The sequence below is a fragment of the Pseudoalteromonas sp. UCD-33C genome, from assembly GCF_001306895.1.
GTDB lineage: Bacteria > Pseudomonadota > Gammaproteobacteria > Enterobacterales > Alteromonadaceae > Pseudoalteromonas.
This window is the reverse complement of the sequence record NZ_LJTB01000011.1, coordinates 1-26,580: the sequence shown is the minus strand read 5'-3', so window position 1 is coordinate 26,580 and position 26,580 is coordinate 1. Positions and strand designations below refer to the sequence as shown.

23 protein-coding genes are annotated in these 26,580 nt (G+C 42.3%); 14 read left to right on the top strand and 9 right to left on the bottom strand.

What is annotated here, in order from left to right:
• The first annotated feature begins 147 nt into the window (after positions 1-147).
• Positions 148-2,229: a polyphosphate kinase 1 gene (gene ppk1 / locus AOG26_RS16580; protein ID WP_054563524.1), complete on the top strand. Its 2,082-nt coding sequence runs from the start codon at positions 148-150 to the stop codon at positions 2,227-2,229.
• On the top strand, positions 2,222-3,709 hold the full coding sequence (gene ppx / locus AOG26_RS16575; RefSeq protein ID WP_054563523.1) for an exopolyphosphatase: 1,488 nt from the start codon (positions 2,222-2,224) through the stop codon (positions 3,707-3,709). Before ppk1 ends, ppx begins: the two co-directional genes overlap by 8 nt.
• Positions 3,710-3,730: 21 nt before the next feature.
• Here ppx and AOG26_RS16570 read toward each other — a convergent pair whose 3' ends face one another.
• The 7 genes from AOG26_RS16570 to AOG26_RS16540 form a co-directional block, all read right to left on the bottom strand.
• Positions 3,731-4,186, bottom strand: coding sequence for a hypothetical protein (locus AOG26_RS16570; protein WP_054563522.1), 456 nt, complete (start codon positions 4,184-4,186; stop codon positions 3,731-3,733).
• Positions 4,187-4,327: 141 nt separating this feature from the next.
• Positions 4,328-7,432 carry an efflux RND transporter permease subunit gene (locus tag AOG26_RS16565; protein ID WP_054563521.1) on the bottom strand — a complete coding sequence of 1,035 codons (3,105 nt, stop codon included), beginning with the start codon at positions 7,430-7,432 and terminating at the stop codon, positions 4,328-4,330.
• Positions 7,429-8,886 carry an efflux RND transporter periplasmic adaptor subunit gene (locus tag AOG26_RS16560; protein WP_054563520.1) on the bottom strand — a complete coding sequence of 486 codons (1,458 nt, stop codon included), beginning with the start codon at positions 8,884-8,886 and terminating at the stop codon, positions 7,429-7,431. Before AOG26_RS16560 ends, AOG26_RS16565 begins: the two co-directional genes overlap by 4 nt.
• On the bottom strand, positions 8,879-10,201 hold the full coding sequence (locus AOG26_RS16555) for a TolC family protein (RefSeq protein WP_054563519.1): 1,323 nt from the start codon (positions 10,199-10,201) through the stop codon (positions 8,879-8,881). The genes AOG26_RS16560 and AOG26_RS16555 overlap by 8 nt, the downstream gene beginning before the upstream one ends.
• A 104-nt stretch (positions 10,202-10,305) precedes the next feature.
• Complete coding sequence (locus AOG26_RS16550; RefSeq protein WP_054563518.1) at positions 10,306-10,659, bottom strand: hypothetical protein; 354 nt, start codon at positions 10,657-10,659, stop codon at positions 10,306-10,308.
• Positions 10,660-10,702: 43 nt separating this feature from the next.
• The gene (locus AOG26_RS16545; RefSeq protein ID WP_054563517.1) at positions 10,703-11,317 is read right to left on the bottom strand and encodes a paraquat-inducible protein A; all 615 of its coding nucleotides are present in this window, start codon (positions 11,315-11,317) and stop codon (positions 10,703-10,705) included.
• 54 nt (positions 11,318-11,371) lie between these two features.
• Entirely contained in the window at positions 11,372-12,649 is a 1,278-nt protein-coding gene (locus AOG26_RS16540; protein ID WP_054563516.1) for an EAL and HDOD domain-containing protein, read from the bottom strand.
• A gap of 104 nt (positions 12,650-12,753) precedes the next feature.
• On the opposite strand from AOG26_RS16540, the gene AOG26_RS16535 reads away from it, so the two are divergent.
• The 3 genes from AOG26_RS16535 to AOG26_RS16525 all read left to right on the top strand — a co-directional run bounded on the left by AOG26_RS16535 (position 12,754) and on the right by AOG26_RS16525 (position 15,124).
• On the top strand, positions 12,754-13,518 hold the full coding sequence (locus tag AOG26_RS16535) for a substrate-binding periplasmic protein (protein ID WP_054563515.1): 765 nt from the start codon (positions 12,754-12,756) through the stop codon (positions 13,516-13,518).
• A 79-nt stretch (positions 13,519-13,597) separates the two neighbouring features.
• The gene (locus tag AOG26_RS16530; RefSeq protein WP_054563514.1) at positions 13,598-14,164 is read left to right on the top strand and encodes a PhnA domain-containing protein; all 567 of its coding nucleotides are present in this window, start codon (positions 13,598-13,600) and stop codon (positions 14,162-14,164) included.
• A gap of 150 nt (positions 14,165-14,314) precedes the next feature.
• The gene (locus tag AOG26_RS16525) at positions 14,315-15,124 is read left to right on the top strand and encodes an META domain-containing protein (RefSeq protein WP_054563513.1); all 810 of its coding nucleotides are present in this window, start codon (positions 14,315-14,317) and stop codon (positions 15,122-15,124) included.
• Between the two features lie 56 nt (positions 15,125-15,180).
• Here AOG26_RS16525 and AOG26_RS16520 read toward each other — a convergent pair whose 3' ends face one another.
• A complete protein-coding gene (locus tag AOG26_RS16520; RefSeq protein WP_054563512.1) occupies positions 15,181-16,020 on the bottom strand; it encodes a 23S rRNA (adenine(2030)-N(6))-methyltransferase RlmJ in 840 nt (279 codons plus the stop codon).
• A 240-nt stretch (positions 16,021-16,260) separates the two neighbouring features.
• Here AOG26_RS16520 and AOG26_RS16515 point away from each other — a divergent pair, with 240 nt between their 5' ends.
• The 9 genes from AOG26_RS16515 (at position 16,261) to AOG26_RS16475 (ending at position 23,459) form a co-directional block, all read left to right on the top strand.
• On the top strand, positions 16,261-16,491 hold the full coding sequence (locus tag AOG26_RS16515) for a cell division protein ZapB (RefSeq protein WP_054563591.1): 231 nt from the start codon (positions 16,261-16,263) through the stop codon (positions 16,489-16,491).
• Positions 16,491-16,778, top strand: coding sequence for a cell division protein ZapA (locus tag AOG26_RS16510; protein ID WP_054563511.1), 288 nt, complete (start codon positions 16,491-16,493; stop codon positions 16,776-16,778). Before AOG26_RS16515 ends, AOG26_RS16510 begins: the two co-directional genes overlap by 1 nt.
• A 68-nt stretch (positions 16,779-16,846) precedes the next feature.
• Entirely contained in the window at positions 16,847-17,833 is a 987-nt protein-coding gene (locus AOG26_RS16505; protein WP_054563510.1) for an MBL fold metallo-hydrolase, read from the top strand.
• Positions 17,834-17,861: 28 nt separating this feature from the next.
• Positions 17,862-19,358, top strand: a complete 1,497-nt coding sequence (locus AOG26_RS16500) for a LysM peptidoglycan-binding domain-containing protein (protein WP_152966983.1) — start codon at positions 17,862-17,864, stop codon at positions 19,356-19,358.
• A gap of 63 nt (positions 19,359-19,421) precedes the next feature.
• Positions 19,422-19,910 carry an FKBP-type peptidyl-prolyl cis-trans isomerase gene (locus AOG26_RS16495; RefSeq protein ID WP_054563509.1) on the top strand — a complete coding sequence of 163 codons (489 nt, stop codon included), beginning with the start codon at positions 19,422-19,424 and terminating at the stop codon, positions 19,908-19,910.
• 9 nt (positions 19,911-19,919) lie between these two features.
• Positions 19,920-20,645 (top strand): SDR family NAD(P)-dependent oxidoreductase, encoded by a 726-nt coding sequence (locus AOG26_RS16490; RefSeq protein ID WP_054563508.1) that lies wholly within the window; start codon positions 19,920-19,922, stop codon positions 20,643-20,645.
• Positions 20,642-21,484 (top strand): amidohydrolase family protein, encoded by an 843-nt coding sequence (locus AOG26_RS16485; protein WP_054563507.1) that lies wholly within the window; start codon positions 20,642-20,644, stop codon positions 21,482-21,484. The genes AOG26_RS16490 and AOG26_RS16485 overlap by 4 nt, the downstream gene beginning before the upstream one ends.
• A gap of 44 nt (positions 21,485-21,528) precedes the next feature.
• A complete protein-coding gene (locus AOG26_RS16480; protein ID WP_054563506.1) occupies positions 21,529-23,076 on the top strand; it encodes a S41 family peptidase in 1,548 nt (515 codons plus the stop codon).
• Positions 23,077-23,084: 8 nt separating this feature from the next.
• Positions 23,085-23,459, top strand: a complete 375-nt coding sequence (locus tag AOG26_RS16475) for a hypothetical protein (protein WP_054563505.1) — start codon at positions 23,085-23,087, stop codon at positions 23,457-23,459.
• Positions 23,460-23,539: 80 nt separating this feature from the next.
• Here AOG26_RS16475 and AOG26_RS16470 read toward each other — a convergent pair whose 3' ends face one another.
• Positions 23,540-26,560, bottom strand: a complete 3,021-nt coding sequence (locus tag AOG26_RS16470) for a TonB-dependent receptor (protein WP_054563504.1) — start codon at positions 26,558-26,560, stop codon at positions 23,540-23,542.
• Positions 26,561-26,580: the final 20 nt, after the last annotated feature.

The following is a 26,580-nucleotide window of genomic DNA, read 5'->3' as shown; positions in this document are numbered from 1 at the left end:
AGGGATATTTAAACTTAAACTAAGCTTTAAAATTAACGACATACATGTCACATAACTGACATGTATGTCATAAAAGTGATAAATACGTCACATAAACGTCATCTGCATCCTCTATATTCTAACTAGCTATAAACGTTGGAAAACCAGATGAACGCATCACACTCTTCTTCTCAAGCCGTTAACTACTTTGCCAAAGAGCTAAGTTGGCTGTCTTTTAATGAACGCGTGCTGCAAGAAGCTAAAGATAAATCTAACCCGATTATTGAGCGCATGCGCTTTTTAGGTATTTACTCAAACAACATGGATGAGTTTTTCCGTGTTCGTGTTGCCGATGTAAAACGCCGAATATTACTTAATAAAATTCCTGATGCGAACTTTGAAGAAGACGAAATATTACTTCATCAGATCCAAAGCAAAGTGCTACAGCTTGGTAAAAAGTTTAACCAAATTCATAAAGACATTTTAAATGACTTAAACGAGCACAATATTCACGTTGAGTTACCTGAGGAGCTATCTGAATTTCACTTGAGTTGGCTGAAAAAATTCTTCCACGACAATGTGCTGCAACACATATTGCCGATTTTACTCTCTGAAAAGAAAGACTACTCAGATCAAATCAACGACACCATGACCTATTTGTTTGTCGAGATGACAAACCAAAAAAGTCATTATGCCATGATGGAAGTACCAACCGACCGCGTATCTCGATTTGTTATTTTGCCACCAGAGAAAACGCGCCGTCACAAAACCATTGTGATGCTTGATGACATTATCGCCTACTTTATTCGCGATGTGTTTAGCAGCTTTTTTAGCTTTGATGATATTCAATGTTATGCCATCAAATTGACCCGTGATGCCGAATACAATTTAGATGACGAGCTTGAAGAAGGCTTGCTCGATAAAATGTCAAAAGGTCTAAAACAACGTATTTCTGCAGAGCCTGTGCGCCTTGTTTATGACGAGAGCATGCCAGCTGAGATGCTTAAAGTGATGAAAAAGCGCCTTAATATAAGCCAACATGATGCGTTGATCCCCGGCGGTCGTTACCGTAATTTCCGCGATTTTATTGCGTTTCCGAATGTTGGCCGTCAATATTTAGAAAACAAACCACTGCCTGCATTACAAAGCACGGCTTTTAACAATCATTCAAGTGTGTTTGATGCTATTTCAGAGCAAGATATTTTACTGTATTACCCCTACCACACCTTTAACCATTTACTTGAGTTTGTACGCCAAGCTGCTTTTGACCCAGATGTAACCCAAATTAAGGTCAATATTTATCGCGTTGCGAGTCAGTCTCGACTTGTCTCTACGCTTATTAATGCAGCAAAAAATGGCAAGCACGTAACCGTTATGGTTGAGCTGAAAGCGCGTTTTGATGAACAAAACAATATTGAATGGGCAAAAACCCTAAGCAATGCCGGTGTTAAAGTGATCTTTGGTATTCCTGCGTTGAAAGTTCACAGTAAGTTATGTGTTATTCACCGTAAAGAAAAGAACAACATAGTGAAATATGCCCATATAGGCACGGGTAACTTCCACGAAAAAACCGCCAAAATCTACACTGACTTTAGCTTATTCACCAAGTTTGAGGGCATTAGTGAAGAGTGCGATAGTGTGTTTAAGTTTATTGAAAGTAGCTATAAACCATTTCAATTTGATCATTTGATGATTTCGCCAGTCAACGCAAGACAAACTATTATGTCGCTAATTGATGCTGAAATAACCAATGTAGAACATGGTAAGGCTGGTCGAATTACGCTAAAAATAAACAACCTTGTTGATAAAGAGCTGGTTGATCACCTCTATTTTGCCGCAAGACGCGGTGTGAAAATTCGCATTATTGTGCGTGGCATGTGTTCGTTAGTGCCCTCTGCCGTTAACGAAAATATTCGCATTATTAGCATTGTTGACCGCTTTTTAGAGCACCCTCGGGTGATGGTGTTTCATAATAATGGCGACGAAAAAGTGTATATTTCATCGGCAGACTGGATGACCCGAAATCTTGATCACCGTGTTGAAGTAGCCGCACCGATTTATGATGAAAAATTAAAACAGCTTATTATTGATATTCTTGAGCTACAGTTTAAAGATAGAACAAAAGCACGCATAATCGATAGCGAACAAAAAAACAGCTATGTGCGCCGCGGCAATCGTAAAAAAATTCGCTCGCAAATTGCCATTTATGACCACCTTAAGAAATGGGAAAGTAACTATAATAATGAATGATTATCCCTCAATTGCTGCCGTTGATTTAGGCTCAAATAGTTTTCATTTAGTGGTGGCAAGAGAGGTCGATGGCTCTTTGCAAATCTTACATAAAGAAAAACAGCGCGTTTACTTAGCTGACGGTTTAGATGATAAAAATCATTTAAGCCAAGAAGCAATCGAACGCGCGCTGGCGATTCTTAAGCAGTTTGCTACTACCTTGCAGGACTTCCCCCTTGAGAATGTCAAAGTGGCGGCAACTTACACATTACGCCGCGCTAAAAATATTCATTCGTTCTTAACCCAAGCAAGTAAAGTGTTTCCTTACCCAATCGAAGTAATATCGGGGCAGGAGGAAGCGCGCTTAATTTACCAAGGTGTTGCCCATTACATTCATCACGATGAAAACCGCTTAGTCATTGATATCGGCGGCGGCAGTACCGAACTCATCATTGGCAAACACTTTAAGCACAAGCTACTTACTAGCCGCAATATGGGCTGTGTTAGTTACACCAAGCAGTTTTTTGCAGATGGACAAATCACTGCTAAGCGATTTGCCAAAGCTGAGGTTCGCGCAGAGCAAGAACTCGAAGTGATTTTTGCCAACTACTTATCGGCTGGCTGGCAATCAGTGGTGGGAACATCAGGCACAATTAAATCTATCCTTGCTATGATCAACGCTAACGATGCCGAGCAAGAACTGATTACATTAGAGCGATTATTAGAACTAAAAACTCAGTTTATTGCAGCTAAACAAATAAAAGCGCTACAAATTGAAGGTCTTACACCTGAGCGGCAAGTGAGTATTTGTGGTGGTTTAGCTATTTTAATTGCGATATTTAGGCTGTTTAAAATCGAAGCGTTGCAATACAGCGACTTTTCACTTCGTGAAGGCCTGCTACATGAAATGCAGCAAAAGCTCGCCCACAAAGATATTCGCACTAATACCATAGCGAACCTATCTGAGCGTAACGCCATAGATAAAGAGCATGCTAACCGCGTCTCGACTACTGCAAAGTGGCTGTTTGAACAAGTAAAAGAGGCATGGCAACTTACCGATCCTGACTACATCAACTTGCTGGATTGGGCCGCGCAGCTGCATGAAATTGGCTTAGGGGTTAATTCATCAGGGATACATAAGCACAGTGCGTATATCGTTGCGAATAGCCAATTACCAGGCTTTACGCAGCAACAACAAACCTTGCTTAGTTGCATGATCCGTTTTTATCGGAAAAAAATTCGTTTAGAAGAGTTTCCTGCACTGCATACCATGCAGCATTATGAAATATTGCAGCTTATTGTGATTTTGCGCTTAGCGGTACTACTGAATCAAAAGCGTATTACCGATCAAGGTTTTAAACTTGAGGTAACAGCCAAGCAAAATAGTATGTTCTTAAAGTTTCACAATAAGTGGCTTAAAGAACATACCTTGCTTTTAGCTGACTTACAGCAAGAGCAAAAATACCTTAAAAAAGTCGGCTTCTTACTCGATTTTCATTAAGCGGATTAATAGATTAATCTATTACATATCCATATGGCGGTTTGAGCTTTGCATCATTTGCTTAAGGCCTTGATGTTCAAGCTCAAGTAAACGTTCGAGCTTTTCTTTGCTTTGCTCTGTATCAGCTCGCGATACCAAGTACTCGTATAAGTCGATTACTTTTTGGTGTTGCGTGGTTAAGTAAACCTGAATCGCCTTTTCATCAATTTGCTGATCTGTGCTGATATCGTTAAAAGTAATTAGCTCTGGGTTTTCAGCAAAATACTCATAGCAATAGGTATCTAGCGTGTTTATTTCTGTAATGGCTTTAAAGCCAACGAGATCTTCTGCTAGTTTCTTCTCATATTGCAGATAATAGTCCACCAGCATTTGATTATGCTCATCCAGTAAGTCTTTAACACTGTGGAAATTGGCTGCCATTTGAGTATGAAATAACACGGTCCAATCATAAACTTGTTGTATTGTTTTAACTTGCATGTGCATTCCTTATCAAAATCAATTTAATATGACTCTGCATAAATCACACCAGTAATAAACCCATTAATTTTCAGCCACTTAAAATAAAATGTGTAACTTGCAGCAAGTAAAAGCGTACAAGTTACACACTGACTGTAAAATTTATAGATGGCGTTTACGCCATATAAAATAAAGCGCAGGTAACACTAGTAGTGTTAAAACTATGGCACTGAGCATCCCGCCGACCATAGGCGCGGCTATTCTGCTCATCACCTCACTGCCCGTTCCAGTGCCATAAAGCACTGGCAATAACCCTATGATAATAGTGGCGACTGTCATCATCACTGGTCTAACCCGAAGGCCCGCACCATTGATGATTGCTTGGCGCAGTTCTGTAACCGTAAACTGTGCTGATTGCGCTTTCGCATCTTGATAAGCTTGGTTGAGATAAACCAGCATGATCACGCCAATTTCCACAGCAACCCCAGCTAAGGCAATAAAACCAACCCCAACAGCAACCGAGAAGTTAAAGCCTTCAAGGTACATCAGCCAAATACCGCCTATCATCGCAAGCGGTAAGGTCAGCATGATCATTGCCACCTCAATAAAGCTTCTAAAATTGAGGTATAACAGCACCACAATGATTGCCAAGGTGAGTGGCAATACATAACTGAGTTTGGCTTTTGCGCGCTCCATATATTCATATTGCCCCGCCCACGTAATTGAGTAACCAGCAGGTAGTTCAAGTTGCTCATGCAGCGCTTGTTGCGCACGCTCAACATAACTGCCAATATCACTGCCTTCAATGTCAATTAAGCTCCAACCATTAATACGCGCATTTTCACTTTTAATACCTGGCGGGCCATCTTCGATAAAGACATGGGCAACATCAGCCAATGCGATACGCTGTCCGTTTGGCGTCACTATCGGTAACAACTTAAGCTCTTCTGGCGAGTCACGATAATCTTGCGGGTAACGCAAGTTAACCGGGTAACGCTCTTGCCCTTCAACCGTTTCGGTCACATTCATACCACCGATAGCGGTGGCAACAACCTGTTGTACATCAGCAATGTTTAAACCGTACCGCGCTGCCTTCTCACGGTTAATATCGACTTTGATGTAGCGACCACCAGCAACGCGCTCTGAATACACCGAAGCTGTACCCGGTAAATCTTTTAAAATGACTTCAATTTGCTCACCGATTTTTTGAATTTCGCTCAGCTTTGGCCCTGCTACTTTGATCCCCACAGGCGTTTTAATGCCAGTGGCAAGCATGTCGATTCGCGTTTTGATTGGCATAACCCATGCATTGGTAAGCCCTGGGAACTTAACCAGATTATCGAGCTCTTTTTTCAGTTTTTCGGTTGTCATACCCTCGCGCCACTGTGATTTTGGCTTTAACTGAATAAAGGTTTCGATCATGGTCAGCGGCGCAGGATCTGTGGCAGTATCCGCTCGACCAACCTTACCAAATACCGACTCAACCTCTGGAACACTGGCAATTAGCTTATCGGTCTGCTGTAAGATTTCGCGGGCCTTACCAATTGAAATACCTGGGTAAGTCGTTGGCATATACATTAAGTCGCCCTCATCAAGGGGAGGAATAAACTCACTGCCAATTTTATTAACCGGGTAAAAGCCAATAGCAGCCAACACTAATGCCAGTACCAATGTTGTTTTCGGTACTTTTAATACCGCATTTAACAAGGGTTTATAAGCTGCCACTAATATGCGGTTTACAGGGTTTTTCTGCTCCGAAATAACCTTACCGCGAATAAAGTAGCCCATTAATACCGGCACCAGTGTAATCGCTAAACCAGCCGACGCTGCCATCGCATAGGTTTTTGTATAAGCCAGTGGCGAGAACATTCGCCCTTCTTGTGCTTCAAGAATAAACACCGGCATAAAGCTGACAGTGATGATCAATAAACTAAAGAATAACGCGGGCCCGACTTCTGCGGCTGAGTCCATCACCACTTGCCAACGATTTTCATCGGTCAGTGGGGTTTTCTCCATATGCTTATGCATATTTTCTATCATCACGATAGCGCCATCGGTCATTGCACCAATGGCAATCGCTATCCCGCCAAGCGACATGATATTGGCGTTTATACCTTGCCAATACATCACCACAAAAGCCGTTAAAATACCCATTGGCAACGTGATAATGGCTACGATCGATGAGCGTATATGGAATAAAAACACTACACACACTAAGGCCACGACAATTAATTCTTCAATTAACTTTGAGCTTAAGTTATCAAGCGCTTGGGTAATAAGGTTTGAGCGGTCGTACACAGGGATGATTTCAACCCCCTCTGGCAGGCCTTTTTTGAGCGACTCTAGCTTTTCTTTTACGAGTTTAATGGTTGCTTCGGCGTTTTCTCCAAAGCGCATCACAACCACACCACCAGTTACTTCACCCTCGCCGTTTAGTTCGGCAATACCACGGCGCATTTGCGGCCCAAGTTTTATATCAGCCACATCACGTAATTGCAGTGGCGTGCCATTGGCATTAGTACCCAGCGGAATGGCTTCTAAATCTGCGACACTTTTAATATAACCTGTGCTTGATACCATGTATTCAGCTTCAGCCATTTCGACCACTGAGGCACCACGCTCTTGGTTACCTTGCTTAATTGCTGTTTGAATTAAACTCAGCGGAATACCATAAGCACGCAATTTATCGGGGTCGACATTCACCTGATACTGCTTAACCATACCACCAACAGACGCTACTTCTGATACACCCGGCACCGTTTGCAGCTCAAACTTTAAAAACCAATCTTGCAGGCTGCGTAGCTGACTAATATCGTGCTTACCGGTTTTATCCACCAGCGCATACAAGTAAATCCAACCCACACCTGTTGCATCAGGGCCAAGTTCAGGCCTTGCTGAATCTGGTAAGCGAGCACTTACTTGACTCAAATACTCTTGCACCCGACTACGGGCCCAATAAAGGTCGGTGTCTTCGTTAAAAATAACGTATACATAAGAGTCACCAAAAAACGAAAAGCCCCTTACCGTTTCAGCACCCGGCACCGACAACATGGCTGTAGTGATAGGAAACGTTACTTGATCTTGCACCACTTGAGGCGCTTGTCCTGGGTAAGACGTTTTTACAATAACCTGTACATCAGATAAGTCAGGCAAGGCATCAACTGGGGTATTCTTTAAAGAAAAAATCCCAAAGCCCGCCAACATTAAAGACAGCAGTAATACAAAGAAGCGATTACCGACTGACCAACGGATCACGGCAGCTATCATTGCATTTCTCCTTGCATAGGGTGGCTCATGGTCATGATGTCAAAAATCACAAACTCACCGTCTACCAACTTAAAGGTAAAATGCACTTCATCATCACTTTGTAAACTAGACATATCGATACGCGGCGAAAAATGAAATTCCATAGTTGCAGCCTCGCGTCCCCACTTAGGGATAGCCTCACGACTGATCACGGCTGTGCGGGCTTCACGGTCAATGCTGTTGATCACGCCATTGACCATTGCGCTGTCACTATCTGGCTCTTGCATACGCATAAAGTCAGAACTCTTACTTGATTCGGAATCTATTAAGAACTGCGCTGAAACCACTACGTTATCGTCTTTCAATAAGCCTGATAAAATTTCGACATCATGATTATCACTACGACCTAGCGTCACAGCCACTGATTTAAAACGCCCTTCACCTAAATCAATCACCACACGGTCTTGGCTACCGGTGCGGATCACCGCTTCTTTTGCTATCACTAATTGCGGCTCAGTCGGCTTGGTAGTAATACTCACTTCAGCAAACATATTTGGTTTTAGTAAGCCATCTTGGTTAGCAAAACGTAATCGCACGCGAAGGGTACGGTTTTTCTCATCAAGGGTTGGGTAAATATAATCGACCTTGCCTTGCCAGCGCTTACCCGGTAAGTAATCTAAGCTCATAGTAACTGGCAAGCCTTTATGAATTAGCCCTGCTTGACGCTCAAAAACTTCAGCCTCAACCCACACTTCTTCTAGGTGAGCAATACTCATCATGGTTGTGCCCGGTTTCACAAAGAAACCTTCGCGGATATTTAACTCATCCAATACGCCACTTTGCTTGGCATAAAAGGTAATGTTTTGTCTGACCTTTTGGCTTTGCTCTAATTGGGTAATAAAATCGTCAGAAACATTCAGTGAGGCTAAGCGTGCTTTTGCGGCACGTATAAGCACTGCATTGTTACGTTTAAGGGCAAGCAATAGCTCTTCTTGTGCATTCACTAGCTGTGGAGAATACAAGGTATAAAGTGGCTCGCCTTGCTTAACTTGGTCACCTGCAGCTTTTACATATAAGGTTTCTATCCAACCTTCGACACGAGGGTGAATATGCACGAGTTGGTCTTGGTCGTATTGCACATAACCAACCGTATCAACCGTCGTTTGTAATGATTTAAACCTTACGGGCGCTGTTCTTACCCCTAAGTTATTAACGACTGCTGGTGAGATTCTCACAGTACCAGGGCTGTCTTCAGCGCTACTTTGCTCCTCATAAACGGGGACTAATTCCATACCCATTGGCGATAAACCCGGTTCATCACGGCGGTAATTACTGTCCATAGGCGCCACCCAATATAAGGGCTTTTTCTCAGCGCTTGGCATAGCTTCATGATCTGGCTCAGCTAGTTTATTTAAAGCCGTTGCCAATGCCGCACCTACCGCCAAGGCGATAACTAATTTGACTGTATTATTCATTGGTAGCTCCTTGGCTTTGTGCTGCATTTATTTGGTTATCTTTTGCTGCTGCGTAATAGTTAAGGCGAGCGAGGGTTATTTGCTTGTCTATTTCGATATTCAATGCATCAATTTTTGCGTTAAGTTCGCTGATGCGTGCACGCATCACTTCTGAAAAGTCACCATCATCGTTGGTGTAAGCATTTAAAGTCGCTTCGGCTTGCTCCGCCATTTGCGGTAAAAGCTGCTGTTGATATAGTGCTTTGCGCTGAGCAAGTCGGCTTAGTTGGCTAAGCTCTTTAAAATACTGACCTTGCAGTTTTTGTAGGGTAATAAGTTTGTTGGTTTTTACCGCCTCGGCATTAGCTATTGCGGCATTAACTTGTTGATCTTGACGGTTATCAGTAAACAGCGGTAAATCAACACTTACCCCAATAGAGAATAAGTCAGCGCGAGAGTCACCCATCGGGGTATCATCACGATAGCCATAGCCTAGGTTCATACCAAATTGCGGCTTATACGCTTCTTTAGCCACTTTCACTTGGGTGTTTTTGGCACGCATAGCATGATCAATAGCAATAATTGCCGGGTGATTCATCAGCACTTCAGTCACCCCCGATGGCGCAAGCTCTTGATAAGCCATTACTGCGGTCACCTTGGTATTTTCATCGCTCACTGCACCGTTTAGCATTTCAATAGGTAGCCATTGTGCTAGTCGTTTTTTTGCACTATCAAACTGTTGCTCTAACATCACCAGCTTATCTTCAAGCCGAGTCAGCTCTAGCTGGGCGCGAATAATATCCTGCTGGCGAGTCGCACCAAGTGTATTGGCATAGCTTGCTTCTGTAATATCAATAAGCTGATTAAATAAGGCTTTATCTTGGCTGATCAGTTGAATGCTTTTTTGTGCGCGATAGGCATTTAGCCATGCTTCGCTAACAATGGCTTTAACCTGTGCTTGGCGGTCAGCTCTTAGCCAAGGGTATTGTTCAGCCGATTGTTTTAAAGCTTGTTGCTGTAAGGCAAGACTATCACCTCGGCTAAATTGTTGTGACAAGCCCACTTTGAATTGCGTCATACCCTCTTGGTCAAAGGCAAAGCCATCGGTTGGTAAGTTCATGAATCCAACGGTTAATACTGGATCTGGCAAGGTACCTGCCGCAATGCTTTGCGCTTCTATCGCCTGTTGCTGGTATTTATTTGCCTGTAACCAAGGCTCGTGAGTCAATGCATAATCAATCACCTGATTGAGCGCCAATGGCTCTGCTTTCACTAAACTTGAGGTTATCAATACTGCGCCTAGAGAAAGCGCCTTAATCAATTTGCTGTGAATCATCACATGCTCCAAAAATCTTAAAAATGGTTAAAAAACAATAGATTTTGGGTGCAGAATAAGGAGTATTTCAGCGTTTTACTGAATTTTAGACAGACCTATCCTGCTTAAGCTGTAATAGGTGGACGATATAAAGAACTTGCGTGGAAACTAAGCTGGCTTGCGCCTAACACGGTGACTTTTTCTGATTGCTTAATTGATTTAACAACTAAATCATTTAACGGCAGGAGTGAGTGAGCTGTACAGGCATTAAACGGACACGCGCAATCGCTGTTATCCATTACGTCTTCATGGCAACAATCCATATCACTCATGTCGCTGTCAGCACTCATATTAGCATGATGATCCATCTGCATACTGGCATGTGGCATATCACACACCATAGCAACAGACGCAACTGACTGACCCACAAAAGTGAGCAGCATCATAGCTATCAATAAGTAGCTTGAAAGTCGCGTCATCATCATACCTTAAAAATTAATTGCCCAAATTGTAGCCCAAAATTTACGCGCTCGACAAGGGCTTATCTATTTTTATGCTACTGCTGGCAGCAATAGCAAACAGGCAATAGCCAGTAAAGTACCAAAATCCATCCCCCAATTCGGCATGCATTTTGATTAGCTCGCCCATTTGCCCATCGGCATTACCTGCTAAATAAGACACGATCAATGCAATCACAAACACATCGACCATGCTCCATTTACTTAGGCCCTGTATGAGTTGACCGAGCAAATGCTTAAATCTATTCGCAGGTAAAAAACAATAAAGCAATTGCATCAGGAGTTTTAAAGTGGGAATAACAATCGAGAACACTGCAACAAGCGCGGCAACAAGGTAATTTTTGTTATTGGCGAGCTCATTCACGGTGCCCCAAATGCTGCGTGTTTTTTTGTAGGCATCTATTTCACCTTCGAGCTTATCAAGCCCCAACATGCTTGAAGCCATCATTAACACGCTACGGGTATTGCGATCGCCTTCATCGGCAATCATTTCAATACCTGTTTTGGCAAGCTTAGATTTATCGATTTTTCCTTCTAGGGTGAGCACAGGCTGGGTTACACCAGGAATTAGTAACGCCAAGGCAATTAAAATAGCCAGTACTGGAAAAACAACACGCATTAGTTACAAACCTTTTTAATACTCAGAGCCCGCATCATAACGAACTCTGCACTTTTAGTCTGTAACCGATGATAAGCTTGCGAACACTTCATCGGCATAAGCACGGGCATCGTACATAGCTTGAAAAACCACATCCATCTTTGACGCAGGGCGGATCATCATTAGCAGCTCATGAGCAGTTTGCCATTGCTCTTCTTCCATCGCCTTAACAAGTTGTAAGCTCGCACCTTGCATGCCATTAAAGTTTAACAGTGCGCTCGAAAGCTCACTACCCAGTGAAAACTCTTTGGCAATGATATCAAGCTCCATATCTAAAATAGCATCAAGTACGGATAGTAAACCGACTAAATAACCCTGCTCAGCTAGGTCTTTACCACCAGGTTCAAGCATCAACGCAATAAACTTAGCTCTTGTTAAGCCAAGTTTAGTCAGCTCTTGCGGTTTATCATTGCCTAACTCGCTCAGCGCTAATACCCGTACAAATTGTCTAATCGCGTCTTCACCAAGGTAAATAACCGCTTGTGAAATCGAACGAATTGTTTGCTGACTATTGCTTATACGAGCATTAACTAATTTTAAAATGCGTGCGGTAAGGCCAATATCTTTAGCAACCCGTTGCTGAATTGCATCAAAATTTAAATCTGTTTGCGCAGTACAGTTAAGTAATTCAAGCACGGCAACTTTTGATGGTTCAACATTACCAAAACTTAAAAGCTCTGGCTTGGCAAAAAAGTAGCCCTGAAACAGGTCGCAACCTGCTGCTTTTAGTTGCTTAAAGTCTTCATAAGTTTCAATGCGCTCCACTATGATAGTGATTTCTGGGAAGCTGCGTTTAAGCTTTTTGATCATCATGTTGGTTTTGATAATCGGCTGCGTAACTTCAAGCTTAATAAAATCCATTAAAGGCAAAATATCTTGCCATTTATCTGTGCCATCGTAATCATCAAGCGCGAACAAATAGCCTTCTTGTTTTAATTGCTTAACGCGGCTTACTACTTTTGGAATGCTAGTAGCCCGCTCGACTATTTCGATAACCGCACTGCGTGGTTGTAACAGCTTAGGAAAGTCATCCAAAATAGCGTCGGTCGATAGGTTGATAAACGCAGGTTGAAAACCCGTTAGCTTCTCGAGTCCCATCAACATTAACGCGTTAAAAAATAGCCGCCCCGTTGCTTGGCCATCACTCGTGCCTGCAGGAAAGACATTATCGCTCGATTCTCTATACAATAATTCGTAAGCATACAAACTTTTATCAGCATTAAATATTGGCTGCCGGGCTATATACTGAGTCACGCTCTGACTTTTGTTACCTTCCATACTTAATTCTGACATTCTACTTCTCACTTAGATGTGGCTATCTCCACATTACTATTGTTATAAGTATAGTGAAAGATGTTTACCTTGCTAAAAAACAAAAACCCAACCAAACTAGGTACATGAAAACGAATTCAATCAGACCATTGCGCTTCTCTAACTCGATTTTCTTAATTTTACTTTTTCTTACTCAAGCAGTTTTGGCTGAGCAGCAACCTGTACTGAAATACAATGTAACCGGCTCTGGGAACTACTATCCTTACTATATTGATGATAAAAGCAATCCAGGGATCCTTCCTGAAATTATCAAACAAGTTATGCTGCTTGCTGATATTCAAGTGCAGCATGTCGAGCTTCCTGCAAAACGAACCGTTAAATACCTTCACCAAGGACATATCGATTTTGATGTCATAAGCCCCGAATGGCTGAGCCAGACAGAAAAACAAAATCCACAGTTTAGTTACTCAAACACCCTGTTTGCCGTTGAAGAGTATCTAGTGAGCTTAAAAAGCTCTGTGGCTCAATGGCAGCAACTCAACAGTATTCGTAATCAACCCGTAGGGACTGTTTTAGGCTATTACTATTATGACGATAACCGCTTTAAACGGGTTGATTTTCACTCTGAGCAACAACTCATTCAGGCGTTAAAAATGCAACGAATTGAGGTCGTCATAATTGATAAACTGCCAGCATTATATTGGGCTGAGCAATTTGATGCAGATATCAGCTTTGGTGCATTACATTCGCTAGGTAATCTAAAAATTCGCCTGCGCAGTGAGCATCAATCATTGTTACCAAAAATAAATACAGCAATCAAAGAACTTAAAAATTCTGGCCGCTTAGATGCCATAATCAATAAATACACAAAAAGCATACCCCTACAATAATTAGGGATATTCCGCTTTGGACCTGCTTTTGCTATAATGCGCGCTGTTTTTCTTACCTTGTTAACTAAAAGAGCCTCCTATGAGCATTGAACAAGCCCTAATCGAACGCAGTAATAACCAATGTGAACTTTGCACTAATACAGACAATCTATCTGTTTACGAAGTGCCACCTGTTACAGAGGCTCATTCTGATAAATGCATTTACGTTTGCCAAACCTGTAAAGATCAAATTGAAAATAATGCTGATTTAACTGCAAACCACTGGCATTGCTTGAACGACAGCATGTGGAGTCAAACACCGGCTGTACAAGTTGTGGCTTATCGCATGTTGAAGCGTTTAGCTGCTGATAACGGTTGGGCACAAGACGCACTCGATATGATTTATCTTGAAGAAGACACGTTAAAATGGGCGCAAACAGCCCTAGCTGAAGATGACGATATTAAACATATCGACAGTAATGGTGTTGTGCTACAAGCAGGTGACACTGTGACACTTATTAAAGATCTTGATGTGAAAGGCAGCAGCCTTGTTGCTAAGCGCGGCACCGCAGTTAGAAACATTGGCTTAACGAGCAACCCAGAACATATTGAAGGCCGTGTTGATGGTCAACGCATTGTTATTCTTACCAAATACGTGAAAAAATAACGAACACTCAATTTGCTTTTTAAAGCGAATCCGTAATTAAGAAAATGGGCCTAGTGCCCATTTTTTGTTAATTAAGCTATGATTAAGTCAGCGAACTTTATGCTTATTCAATTACAAAGACGCATAACCCTAAAACGCAAGGAAACAATCATGGCTTCGGATACCATCTCATCTTTCAAACGCGCTTCTCTATGCAGTTTAATGATCTTAGGGAGCAGCTTAGTATTAACAGGTTGTGGTGAAGACTCTGCCGCACCACAAGCTGAGCAATCAACAATGAAAACCCTCAATACTCAGGTTATTTATTTAGACCGCAGCATGCTGCCACCGGGTTCAGTATTAAAAGTACAACTTGCTGATGTATCAAAAATGGATGCCAAAGCAGAGGTTATCAGCGAACAAGAAATTGAATTAAATGGTGCGCCACCATATAACGTGGAACTTGAGTATGACGAAAGCAAAATTGCTGACCGTCACCGCTATAGTGTGAGTGCACGCATTGAGAATCAAGGTAAATTACTTTACATCAGCACCACTCACAATAATCCATTTGCCGAAGATGCGACGGATGATGTGTACAAGGTGACAGTAACAAAAGTATCAGCGAAAAAGCCAGACGTGACATTGACCAATACGTATTGGAAAGCAGTTACAATCAGCGGTGAGGCTATCACCGTTGAAAATAAAGAACCTTTCGTACAGTTTAAAGACGATGGTTCAACCAATGGTCACTTAGGATGTAATAACTTCTCAGGTAGTTACGAGGTTAACGAGCAGACGCTTACATTCAACCCATTAGCAAGCACCAAAAAAATGTGTGTATCACAAATGGATATTGAAGCGGCCATGTCTGCAGCACTTGCGGCAACAGCTAAGTACTCTATCAATGGTGAACAGTTAACCTTGTTAGATGATAGTGATGAGCCACTTGCGACCTTCGCAGCGACTTATATGAATTAACAACAGTTAAATAAAAAAACGCCCAGCAATTGCTGGGCGTTTTTGTATTGGAGAAATTATTCTTCAACTAACTGTTCACTGCGATAAAAACCACTGCTATCGCTTAGTAATGAAACAAGCTCTGGTAATACCGCATCCATTGTTTGCTTTAGTTTCCATGGCGGGTTGATCACTATCATACCCGATGCTGTCATACCGTGAACGTCGGTGTCTGCCTCTGTTGCAAGCTCGAAAAGCTGAATGTTACGCATACCCGATGCGATTAAACCCGCTTCCATTCTGTCAATTCGCTCACGATCTACAACCGGATACCAAATCATGTACGTTCCAGTTGCAAAGCGTTTATGCGCCTTAACAAGAGTGTTAACAACCGTATCGTAGTCGTTTTTAATTTCGTATGGAGGGTCAATAAGCACACAAGCTCGACGTGATGCTGGTGGTAATAAACCAATTAAGCCTTGAAAGCCGTTTTCACCACGTACGCGAATAGAACGCTTACCTTTCATGTTGTCTTGCAGTAACTGTAAGTCACGAGGATGCAACTCAAAGAACCAACCGTTATCTTGGCGACGTAAAAAGTGCTCTGCAATTTTTGGCGAACCAGGGTAAAAATCTAAATTACCATTTGAGTTAAATGATTTAATCAGCTCAATATACTCATTAAGTGCATTGTGTTCACTGTTATGCTGCCAAAGCTTAGCAATCCCATCTAAATACTCTTGTGTTTTTTGTGCATCACTGCCTGCAAGTTCAAAAAAGCCAGCACCTGAGTGGGTGTCCACATAATCAAGCGGTTTGTCTTTAATTGTTTGGTATTTAAGAACTTCAGCTAGAACAAGATGTTTTAGAACATCAGCAGGGTTACCTGCATGAAAAGAGTGTCGATAACTAAGCATATTTATAAGTCGCCAAATGCAAAACTGCATTAAAAATGAATAGCCATATTGTACATGATAAACAGAAAATGATCCTAGCATCTGGCGTTTTGGTGAATCATAAATGAATAAAAAAGCCGCTACGCTGAATTACACCTTAATAATAAATAAAAATCCTCTAAAACGGCCGTAAATGCTGGCATATCAAGACACTTTCCTTTACATTTGCATGACAATAATCACAGTTTTATGAGCGCATTTATGAATAACGAAACTCTTTCCCAACTCGAACAACTGATCGACAAGTTAATTCTTCGCAACAGTGAACTTGAAAGCGAAGTTAAAAGCTTACAAGAGCAAAACTCTAAGCTTTTAGATGAGAACGAAACTCTGCAACTAGAAGTACTAGAAAACGAAGAGAAACAAAAAGATACAAGCAGCACACTAACTGGCCTGCTTGAGAAATTACAAAGCGTTCAACAGGCTAGCTAATGAGCGGCCCACAAAGTCAGCGGGTCACCGTAGAGCTACTAGGTAAAGAACATGAGTTCTCTTGCCCACCTGGGCAAGAACACGCCCTAGTTGCTGCTGCACAAAATTTGAATGACTTAGTGGAGCAAATGAAACAACGCTCATCGGTTCGCAATGACCAAAAAGCGTTGCTGATGGCAGCATTACATTTAAGTCATGAATTGCTTGAAGTTAAATCTCAACAAGCAGAACAAGAGCAACAACATGACAGCTTAATAGATAAGCTCAGCCAGCACCTTAGTATTTAGAAAAAAGCGCATCCTGCGCTTTTTTTGTTTACAATCAATTCTACTAACCACTATCAGAGCGAAACACTATGCGATTTTGTGCTTTTTTGATCTGTCTTTTCGTAAGCTATAGCGCCCAAGCAAGCGTTAGCTGGCATAGCATCAGTCCCGAAATCCAATTTCTACAACAACAAAATAAACTGCGTTTTTACGATTCGAATCAAGTGCTGATTGAAGGTAAAGAATGCGCATTAATGTTTGATGCCAGTGGTAACTTTGCCGAAGTAGAAAAGCTCGCAGTGCAGTTAAAAAAACGCTTAAAAACACCATTATGTTATTTAGTAGCGAGCCATTATCATGATGATCACCTGCTAGGCTTGGCCGTTTTACAGGCTGAGTTCCCTGAAGCTAAGCTTATTGTGCATCAGCAAGTAGCAACTGAGTTTGTAGCGATGCAGCAAGCATTGACAGATAAATTAGATGGTTATGAAAAAAGTATTGAATTGAGCTATCAACGCCTTGCCAATCAACCTGAAGATCAACAAGCTATTTGGCGCGACAAACTAGAACTTGCTAAAAAACGCTTATTTCGCTGGCGAGAGCTCACCTTAAAGCCACCAGCGATTAGCATTACTGAACCAACACAGCTAGACCTTGGTAATTACCCTATCGTTATTACACCGTATCAAGCACACACTAAAGGCGATCTCACTTTAAGTGCAGATCAAGGTCGCGTGCTGTTAGGTGGCGATATAGTCGACAGCTTACCCTATCCTGGGCATGGTACATTTTCTAGCTGGATAACCACGCTGCAAGGTATCCAAAAAAATACCACACTGACAACAATTTTACCGGGTCACGGTAAGCCACTGACACCTGCTGAACTTGCACTCCCTTTAAGGTTTTTAAAAACCATTCAAGAGATGACAAATTCCTCGCCAGATAAACCAGTGAGTGAATTAATTCCGCTTTTTCCTGCAGAGGTTAAACAGCAATACCAGCTTGATGAAGTGGGCGAAAGAGCGTTTTCTATGTTTCTAGAAGCTGGACTTAAACAAAGCAAATTGTCAAAATAGGGCTAAAATAGTAAAAGGATTTTATTATATGGCTCAAGTAAGTTTGAAATATTTACTTTTGCTGAGCTTGTTTATTGGCTTACAAGGATGCCAAGTAACTCAGCAAGAAACAGAACAACAACGGGCAAGGCCGGAGATTTTTAGCCATTATGAGCCCGATTTAACAACCCAACAAGCACCTAGTGAGTTTGTCGATTCAACAGCTGTTGAACCACGTCCTGTTGCTGCGCCCATAGCAGTCAATAATACCCCGCTAGCAAAGCCTCGCTCGAAAGATCTATGGCAGCATATCGCCAACAATTTAACGCTGGTATTTCAAACCAATAAACATACATCTGCACGAGTAAAATGGTATTTAAAACAGCCCAATTACCTGATTAAAGTAAATAAACGTGCGGCACCTTATTTGTATCATATCGTCACACGTATCGAGCAACAGAAGCTACCGATGGAGCTGGCCCTATTACCCTTTGTTGAAAGTGATTTTAGACCAACAATACGATCATCAGAGCAAGCCGTTGGTGTTTGGCAGTTAGTCGGCGCAACGGCTTATCATTTTGGTGTGCAAAGCGACCAATGGTATGACGGCCGCCAAGACATACTCGCTTCAACCGATGCCGCTTTAGCTTATTTAAGTTACTTACATAAACGCTTTGATGGTGACTGGCTGCATGCCCTTGCAGCCTATAACAGTGGTGAAGGACGCGTTAAAAAAGCTATCGCAAAAAATAAAAAGCTTGGCAAAAAAACTGACTATTGGTCGCTATCGCTACCAAAAGAAACCGCTGAATATATACCTAAACTTTTGGCACTTAGCTATTTACTAAAGCATCCTGAACAAGGCTTAAAGCGCCCTAAATTAGCGAATAAAGCACTCACCACAGAATTTGATGTTGCCCAGCAATTTGATTTTTCGGTGATCGCTAACTTATCTGGGGTGGGGCATAACCAGCTCCACAAATTAAACCCAGGATATTTAAAAAACCAAAGCTCGCCAAATGGTCCACATACTCTGCTTTTACCTATGGAGCGCCGCACCTTGTTGCAAAGTAAGCTGTTTCGCAACAACTTTGCCGGTGAGTATATAGTGCAAAAAGACGATACCCTTTATGGCATTGCCAGACGCTTTAATATGTCTGTAAAGGATCTGAAAGCGCTTAATAGCAAAACAAGTAACCTGATTAAGGTCGGTGAACAATTGCGCTTATCACAGCCCCAAACCATGCCGGAATCACTTATGGTTGATTACAATATCAGCCCTTACCTTGAACAGCATGAGGAAGTCATCGCAACCATTGCGGTTGATTACCTAGTCAAACCAGGTGATTCAATTTGGAGTATCAGTCAGCTATACGACGTGCCTCATAAAGACGTCGCAACGTGGAATAAACTCAGTGCCACTAGCATTTTAAAACCAGGCACCATTTTGACATTGCACCTACCGCAAGCAAAACCCGCTGAGCCGCAAGTACCAGCCAGCGAAGCCATGTTGTCAGGCATTGAAAGCTCGTTGAAAAAGCCTTGATTGCTCACTCTTTGTGGTTAGCGTAAAATCAGCGCCTATATTTAAATTCTAAAGAGAAATAACATGCAGATCAGTAAAGACGCAGCGGTTGAGTTTCACTACACACTTAGTGAAGCAGGCGAGCAAATCGAATCAAGTAAAGATGGCGAGCCACTTTCATATATCCATGGCACTGAAGGCATGCTTCCTGGTCTTGAAAAAGCCCTTGAAGGTAAATCGGCTGGCGATAACTTTAGCGTAACACTTGAGCCTAGCGAGTCTTACGGCGAGCGAGTTGATAATCTTATTCAACGTATTCCACTTAAGCACTTACAAGGTAACACAAAAGTGTGGAAGCCAGGTATGACTGCAATCGTTCATTCAAACCAAGGTCGCCACCAAGTGACTATCGTTAAAGTAGGCCGTTTCAATGCTGATTGTGACTTAAACCACCCATTTGCTGGTAAAACACTAACGTTTGATGTTGAAGTGATTAATGTTCGCCAAGCAACTGCCGAAGAGTTATCACACGGCCACGTGCACGGTGAAGGCGGTTGTGGCCACAGCCACTAAGGGTAAATGATGACAAACGTTGCAATTGTCACTGGTGGCAGTAAAGGTATTGGCAAAGCTATTGTTGAGCGTTTAGAGCGTGAGGCCTACACAGTATATAACTTAGATATCACCCCGTCTGAGGGCAACTATCGCCACTGTGATGTTAGTGATGTTCAGCAGGTGAAGTCAGTTATCGCCGAAATTATTGCCGAGACGGGCCGCGTTGATGCCTTAATTTCTAATGCGGGTCGTCATTTAAGTGCCAGCATCGAAAATACCGATGAAGCAACGTTTGATGCCCTGTTTGCGCTCAATGTGAAAGGTGCCTATGCAGCAATTCAAGCTGTATTACCTAGCATGAAAAGCCAGCAAGGCGGCAGTGTTGTATTGGTTGCCTCTGATCAGGCAATCATTGGCAAACCAAACTCGTTTGCTTATAACCTTACCAAACATGCGCTAGCTTCAATGGCAAAAACGACAGCACTCGATTATGCCGCGTTTAACATTCGTGCTAATGCGGTTTGTCCGGGTACGATAGAAACACCACTGTTTCATAATGCGATCGATGCATATTGTCAGCGCAGTGGTGCCAACAAAGCAGAAATTGTTGCTGAAGAAGCCGCACTGCAACCGCTAGGCCGTTTAGGGCAACCAGAAGAAATTGCAGCTTTGGTGAATTTTTTAATAAGCCCAGAAGCAAGCTTTATAACTGGTAGCTTACAAAGCATTGATGGTGGATACACCACGCAATGAGCGACAAAATTATTGACCCACATGTGCACTTTTTTAACCTCACTGAGGGTCAATACACTTGGCTACAAGGTAACAATCCCCCCGCTTGGCCAAATCTAGATAAAATAAAAAAACAAATTACTGCTTCAGAGCTTAAAGCCGCTTGCCCATTTCAACTAGAAGCGCTGGTGCATATTGAAGCTGGCTTTGATAACCAAGCGCCAGTGAATGAGCTTAATTGGCTTGCAACGCATTTAAATGACATTCCTTATCGCGCAATCAGCTACAGCGCGATTGACGCATCTAGCAAACACTTTGAAGCGTCACTCAATGAGTTAAAGCACTCACCTTTGGTTGGTATTCGCGATATAACCGAAGGTGATGAAGCAAAGCGCTTATTAACTCCTCACTGCCAAGATAACCTAGCCATGCTCGCAAGCGAAAACTTACACTTTGAAGCACAGTTTGAAATTGAAAACATGCAGGTAACCGAGCAGATTATTAAATATTGCACCGCACTGCCCTCATTACGTGTGGTAATTAATCATTTAGGCTTTATTAGTAATGAGCAAAGATGGCTCGAAGCAATCATTAAACTCAGCCGCTGCGATAATATCGCGATAAAGTTCTCAGGGTTAGAGTTCACGCAAATAGCAGTAAACAAACATCTTTGGCTGGTTAATAATTTAGTTAAGTACTTTGGTGAACATCGAGTGATGTTTGCCAGTAATTTCCCAGTTTGCCAGATAAATACCAGCTACAAAAACTGCTGGGAGCACTATCACTCATTGTGCTCGCAGTCGAGTTTATGGCATAAACTAAGCTATAAAAACGCCCGCGAAATCTATCTAATTGCTTAAAAACTAGCTATATTCAGGTCAGTAAAGCTGTTTAGGTTGGTGTTATGTTTGTTCATTTTAAAAAGCCTTTAGCTGCTGTAGCAGTTACGTGTTCGCTTATCATTGCAGGCTGTGGTGGTTCTGGTAGCTCAGAGTCAGGGACTATCGATGCTGCTGATATCACATGGACTGAAGGTGTATTTGAGCCATCAAGTAAGTTTGACCAACAATGCCAAGCACTTAATGAAAAGCACTGGCTACGCGCTTGGAGTCACGAAACCTACCTTTGGTATAACGAAATTGTTGATCGCGACCCTGCATTGACTGACGGTGTTTTAAATTACTTTGCCTTATTAAAAACCCAAAACACCACTGATTCAGGTGCAAATAAAGATAACTTTCATGCCAGCTTGCCAACTGACGAGTGGCAAGCTCAGAGCCAATCGGGGCAGTCTTTTGGTTATGGGTTTAAACTTAAGTTAATCAGTGCCAGCGCCCCTCGCCAAGGGATTATCAGCTACACAGAACCTAACTCACCGGCTGCAAACCTCAATCTGAGCCGAGGCTTAGAAGTCATTGAAGTGGATGGCGTTGACTTTGTTAATGCCAGCACCCAAGCTGAGGTTGATGTATTAAATGCAGGCCTCTTTCCATCAGAGTCTGGCAAGGTGACCTCTTTTGTATTCAAAGACATTAATACCAGCGAAATTCGCGAAGTCACTATGACTGCACAAACTATTACAGGCCAAGCAGTTAGCAACATAAAGACCTTCGCCAATGGTGAAGTAGGCTACTTTCAGTTTAATCGCCATAATGCTGTAGCAGAAAAACCCTTATACGATGCCTTTAATAATTTAGCTGCAAGTAACGTTAAAGATTTAATTATTGATATGCGCTATAACCCCGGTGGATTCCTGCAAATGGCCAGCCAAGTTGCTTACATGGTAGCTGGCGAAAGTAACACCACAGGTAAAATCTTCGAGCGCACTATTTTTAATGATCAGCATCCAACGTTTAACCCAATCACTGGCGATCGCTTAGAGCCTGTTTATTTTACTGATGAGTTTTTAGGCTTTGCCGAAAACCCAGCTGTCAGCCCAGGAACCCCATTGCCTTCGTTGAACCTAGAACGTGTTTTTGTGCTGACAACAGGCAGCACCTGCTCAGCAAGTGAGGCAGTGATTAATGGCCTACGCGGTGCCGACATCGAGGTAATTCAAATAGGCGAAACAACCTGTGGCAAACCCTATGGTTACTACCCAACTGATAACTGTGATACTACGTATTTCAGCATTCAGTTTACGGGCGTCAATAATAAGGAATTTGGTGAATATGCAGATGGCTTTGCACCGCAAAACAGCAACGATAGCGAGTTTCAACCTGTAATGATCCCAGGCTGCGCTGTTGCTGACGACTTCACTCATCAATTAGGCGATGAAAGTGAAGCTATGCTAAGTACAGCGCTTAGCTATCGTGAGACTGGCCGCTGCCCTGCCGCCACTTCAACGATTAGTGAACAAGGGTTTGCACCGGCTATTTTTACAGACACACCGAAAGTGCTTGATACCCGTACTTCTACCTTGCTTCAGCAAAGTAAAATTTTAGAGCAGTAGGAACCTTAATGAGAGCCCAACTAACTAGTCTATTACTGTTATCGACACTGCTAGGCTGTAGTGCTCAAAGCCAAGAGCCAACACCGAAACTGCAGCATGCGCGGTTAACTGAGCCACAAAGTGAGCTAATAGCAAAAGGGATAGCAAGACTAATGCATAGCAAGCCTGTCGCTATAGCCGATGATGCGTTTATAAATAGCAGTATATTAGTGACTGATAGTATGAATGTACTGGATGCGCAAGGTAACCCGATAATGGGTAAACAGCTAGCTATGCCTGAGCGTTTTGAATTATTAATCAAAAATAAAATGTGTTTTGTGCGCCATTTAGATAGTAAAGCGACCGAGCCACTACCTTTGGTAAAATGTAAACCGATAAACTAATCTAAACTAAAAAACAGATATAAAAAAAGCCCTTACGGGCTTTTTTAGTCGGGGGACAATCAAATTGATTGTTCTTATGCTTAGAAGCGAGCTTCAAATCCTAAACGAACAGAGCGAGGTGATTGCCATGTATACGCAGAACCATAATAAGAGTTAACTTCACCCTCATTTTGCTCATAATGCTCATTCGCAGATGTCATCTCTTGGCTATTAAGTACGTTAAATACGTTAATAGTTGCACGCATATCAATATCAGATACCGTGAAGTCATATGCAGCTGATAAATCTAAGTTAAACGTCCAAGGAGTACGACCCGCTGTACCACGAGTGTGCTGCTCATAGATTTTTTCGTCTTGTTGACATTCGCCATCACCATTCGTGTCTGGACAATCATTGGTATAGATGTAGAAAGTATCACCCCAGCCACCATTTAGGTTTGGATCTTTTGATGGATAACCTTGGCCGAATAGGCTTTGTGGACGACCACTTTGTAGTGTTGCATTCCAACCAACAGTTAAGTTTTCAACTGGTTCCCAGCTACCGAAGAACTTAAATGTGTGACGACGATCGTTAGGTTGATAACCTTGTGAACCATCCATTACTGCTGGGAAGTCGAAATCTTGCGTAATACCCGCATCAGCTTGGCCGATATCAGACTTAACAGCACCTTCGAAGTTACCTACACTACGTGCCCAAGTATAACCGAATTGGTAACGGATAGTTTCCGCGCGGTAATCCAAGCTAAATTCAACTGACGTATACTCATTGTTTGCTTTCGGTAAGCCGATTGTTTCAGCTGAGTAAGTTGTTAGTGAGCCTGCATCTGGAACACCGTCATTATCAAAGCTTGAATCACCCCAATCAGTACCATTCCAGTAATAACCATCGCTGTACCAGCTTGATGTAGAGCCTGGGTTGATCATGACGCAGTATGGGTATGCGTAACGGCCACAGTAATCATCTAGTGCAGTTGCAACTTCACGATATGTACCTTTTAAACCAACGGTATATTCATCGTTGAGTGCTTGTTGCACACCAATGATGTACTCATCTTTAGAAAACGGATCCGCTTCTTTTGCTTGGAAAATATCTTTTTCAGGGATAACAGGTACACCACTCACTTGTTGTGAATTTGCTAAACCACCACTGCCGATAGTATCAGCTAAAGGAGCAAGGCCTGTTGGTGCGCCTGTTGTTGGATCCACACCCGTATACGTATAGGCAGTCGTAATATCACTAACACCTGATGCCGCACGGAAAATCGTGTTATTAGCAACTGGTAAATAGTAACGACCATATGTACCGTACACTTTCGTATCACCCGTACCTGTTGGATCCCATGTGAAACCTAAGCGAGGAGCAATGTCTGTTTTGAAGCTTGTTAATAACTTGCCAGTCGTACCCCAGCTATCGAATTCGTCGATACGTAGGCCAACTTTAACAGCAAAATCATCAGTTACTTGCCAGTGATCTTCAAGATAGTAAGCAGTTAATTCAGACTCAAAGCTACCACCACCGTCAAAGATACGATCTTCAACATAATCAAGTGCAGCACCTGTGTTATTGGTTAGTGCACCATTATCAGCTTGCCAGCTACCATTATCTGCAAGCGTACGATAGTCATAGCTATGGCCACCAATTGGTTGGCTGATTCGCTCTGATTTACGCTCTTGATAATCGATACCAAAGCTAATTTCGTGTGCATCCCACACATACTCAACATCTAAGCGATATTGTGTATTGTCATCGTTATTGGCACCAAAACTACCACCAGCACCACAGCCAGTGATTGGGTTTGAAGTACCACGCGAGTCAGTTACACTTGGACAAACTAGATTCTCAGATTGAGTTTCATATTCAGTTTTGATATTACCAGCCATTGCTGTAACTACTAGGTCTTCTGTTAAGATACCTGTATAGCTTAAGCTTTGTGCTTTACCACCACGTTTTAGAAGTGCGCCATCAATACGATCACCAATCGCACCATTGTCATACTCAAAAACAGAGCGCTCAATATCACGACGGTTTGAGTAAGCAAAATAGCTCAAGCGATGATTATCCGTAATATCCCAATCAAGCTTACCACCCCAGAAAAGGTTATCACCGCCTGATGCTGATTCTTTACGATATTGATCGTTTGGTGAGAATTCGTCACCTCCCCAAGTGTATGTAGACTCTGTATCACGAGGATTTACTAAGCCATAGAAGAATAAAGTATCTTCAATTAACGGACCACCCACTGCTAAAGTGACATCCGCGCTATTATCAGAAGCTACGCTTTCGTCTCGGAAAATTTGTCCGGCGCCTTGGTTACCACGTGAAATAGAACCCTCTTCTTGAAGTGAGTCAGGAGAATATTGTACAACTGCAGAGAATTCCCATTCATTGGTACCACTTTTGGTTGTGGTGTTAATCGTACCACCCGTCGCACGGCCAAACTTCGCTGAGTAACCACCCGTTTTTACTTGGAATTGGTCATAAAATTCGAATGGTACTTCACCACAGCCTAGACCTTGACGTGTATTTGTTACTTCAAGACCATTGATATAACAAGCATTTTCCGCAACAGATGAACCACCAAATGAGGCAGTGTTACCAAATGCACTATCACCTTTAACTGCACCAGGCGCTAATAATGCAACCGAAGTAAGATCACGACTGATAGGCATACGATCGATTTCAGCATCGGTAATAACCAAGCCTGAGTCAGCTGTCGATAAATCAATTGATGAAATACGTGCACCAACAACTTGAATAACTTCAGGGCCTGAGTTTGCAACACTTGCTAAATCAAAGTTTGCCTTTGAGTTAGCACCTAAAGAAACACGCACTTTGTCTTCAGCAACAATATTACCGTCTTTTAGAATCTGAATGTCATAGTTACCTGAAGGTAATGATGCAAAGCGGAACGTTCCATTTTCTGAAATATTTAAAGTACGTTCTAAACCTGTTGCTGGGTTTTTAACTTTTACAGTGTAAGAAGAGGTATTTGCCACATTCTGAACAGAACCAATTACGTCCGATGCAGATGCAGGAAGGGCTAAACCTAGCGATGCAGTAACTGCTATCGCTGTTATGCTTTTCCGAAACATAGATTTCATTTTTGTATCCCTGTTTAAAT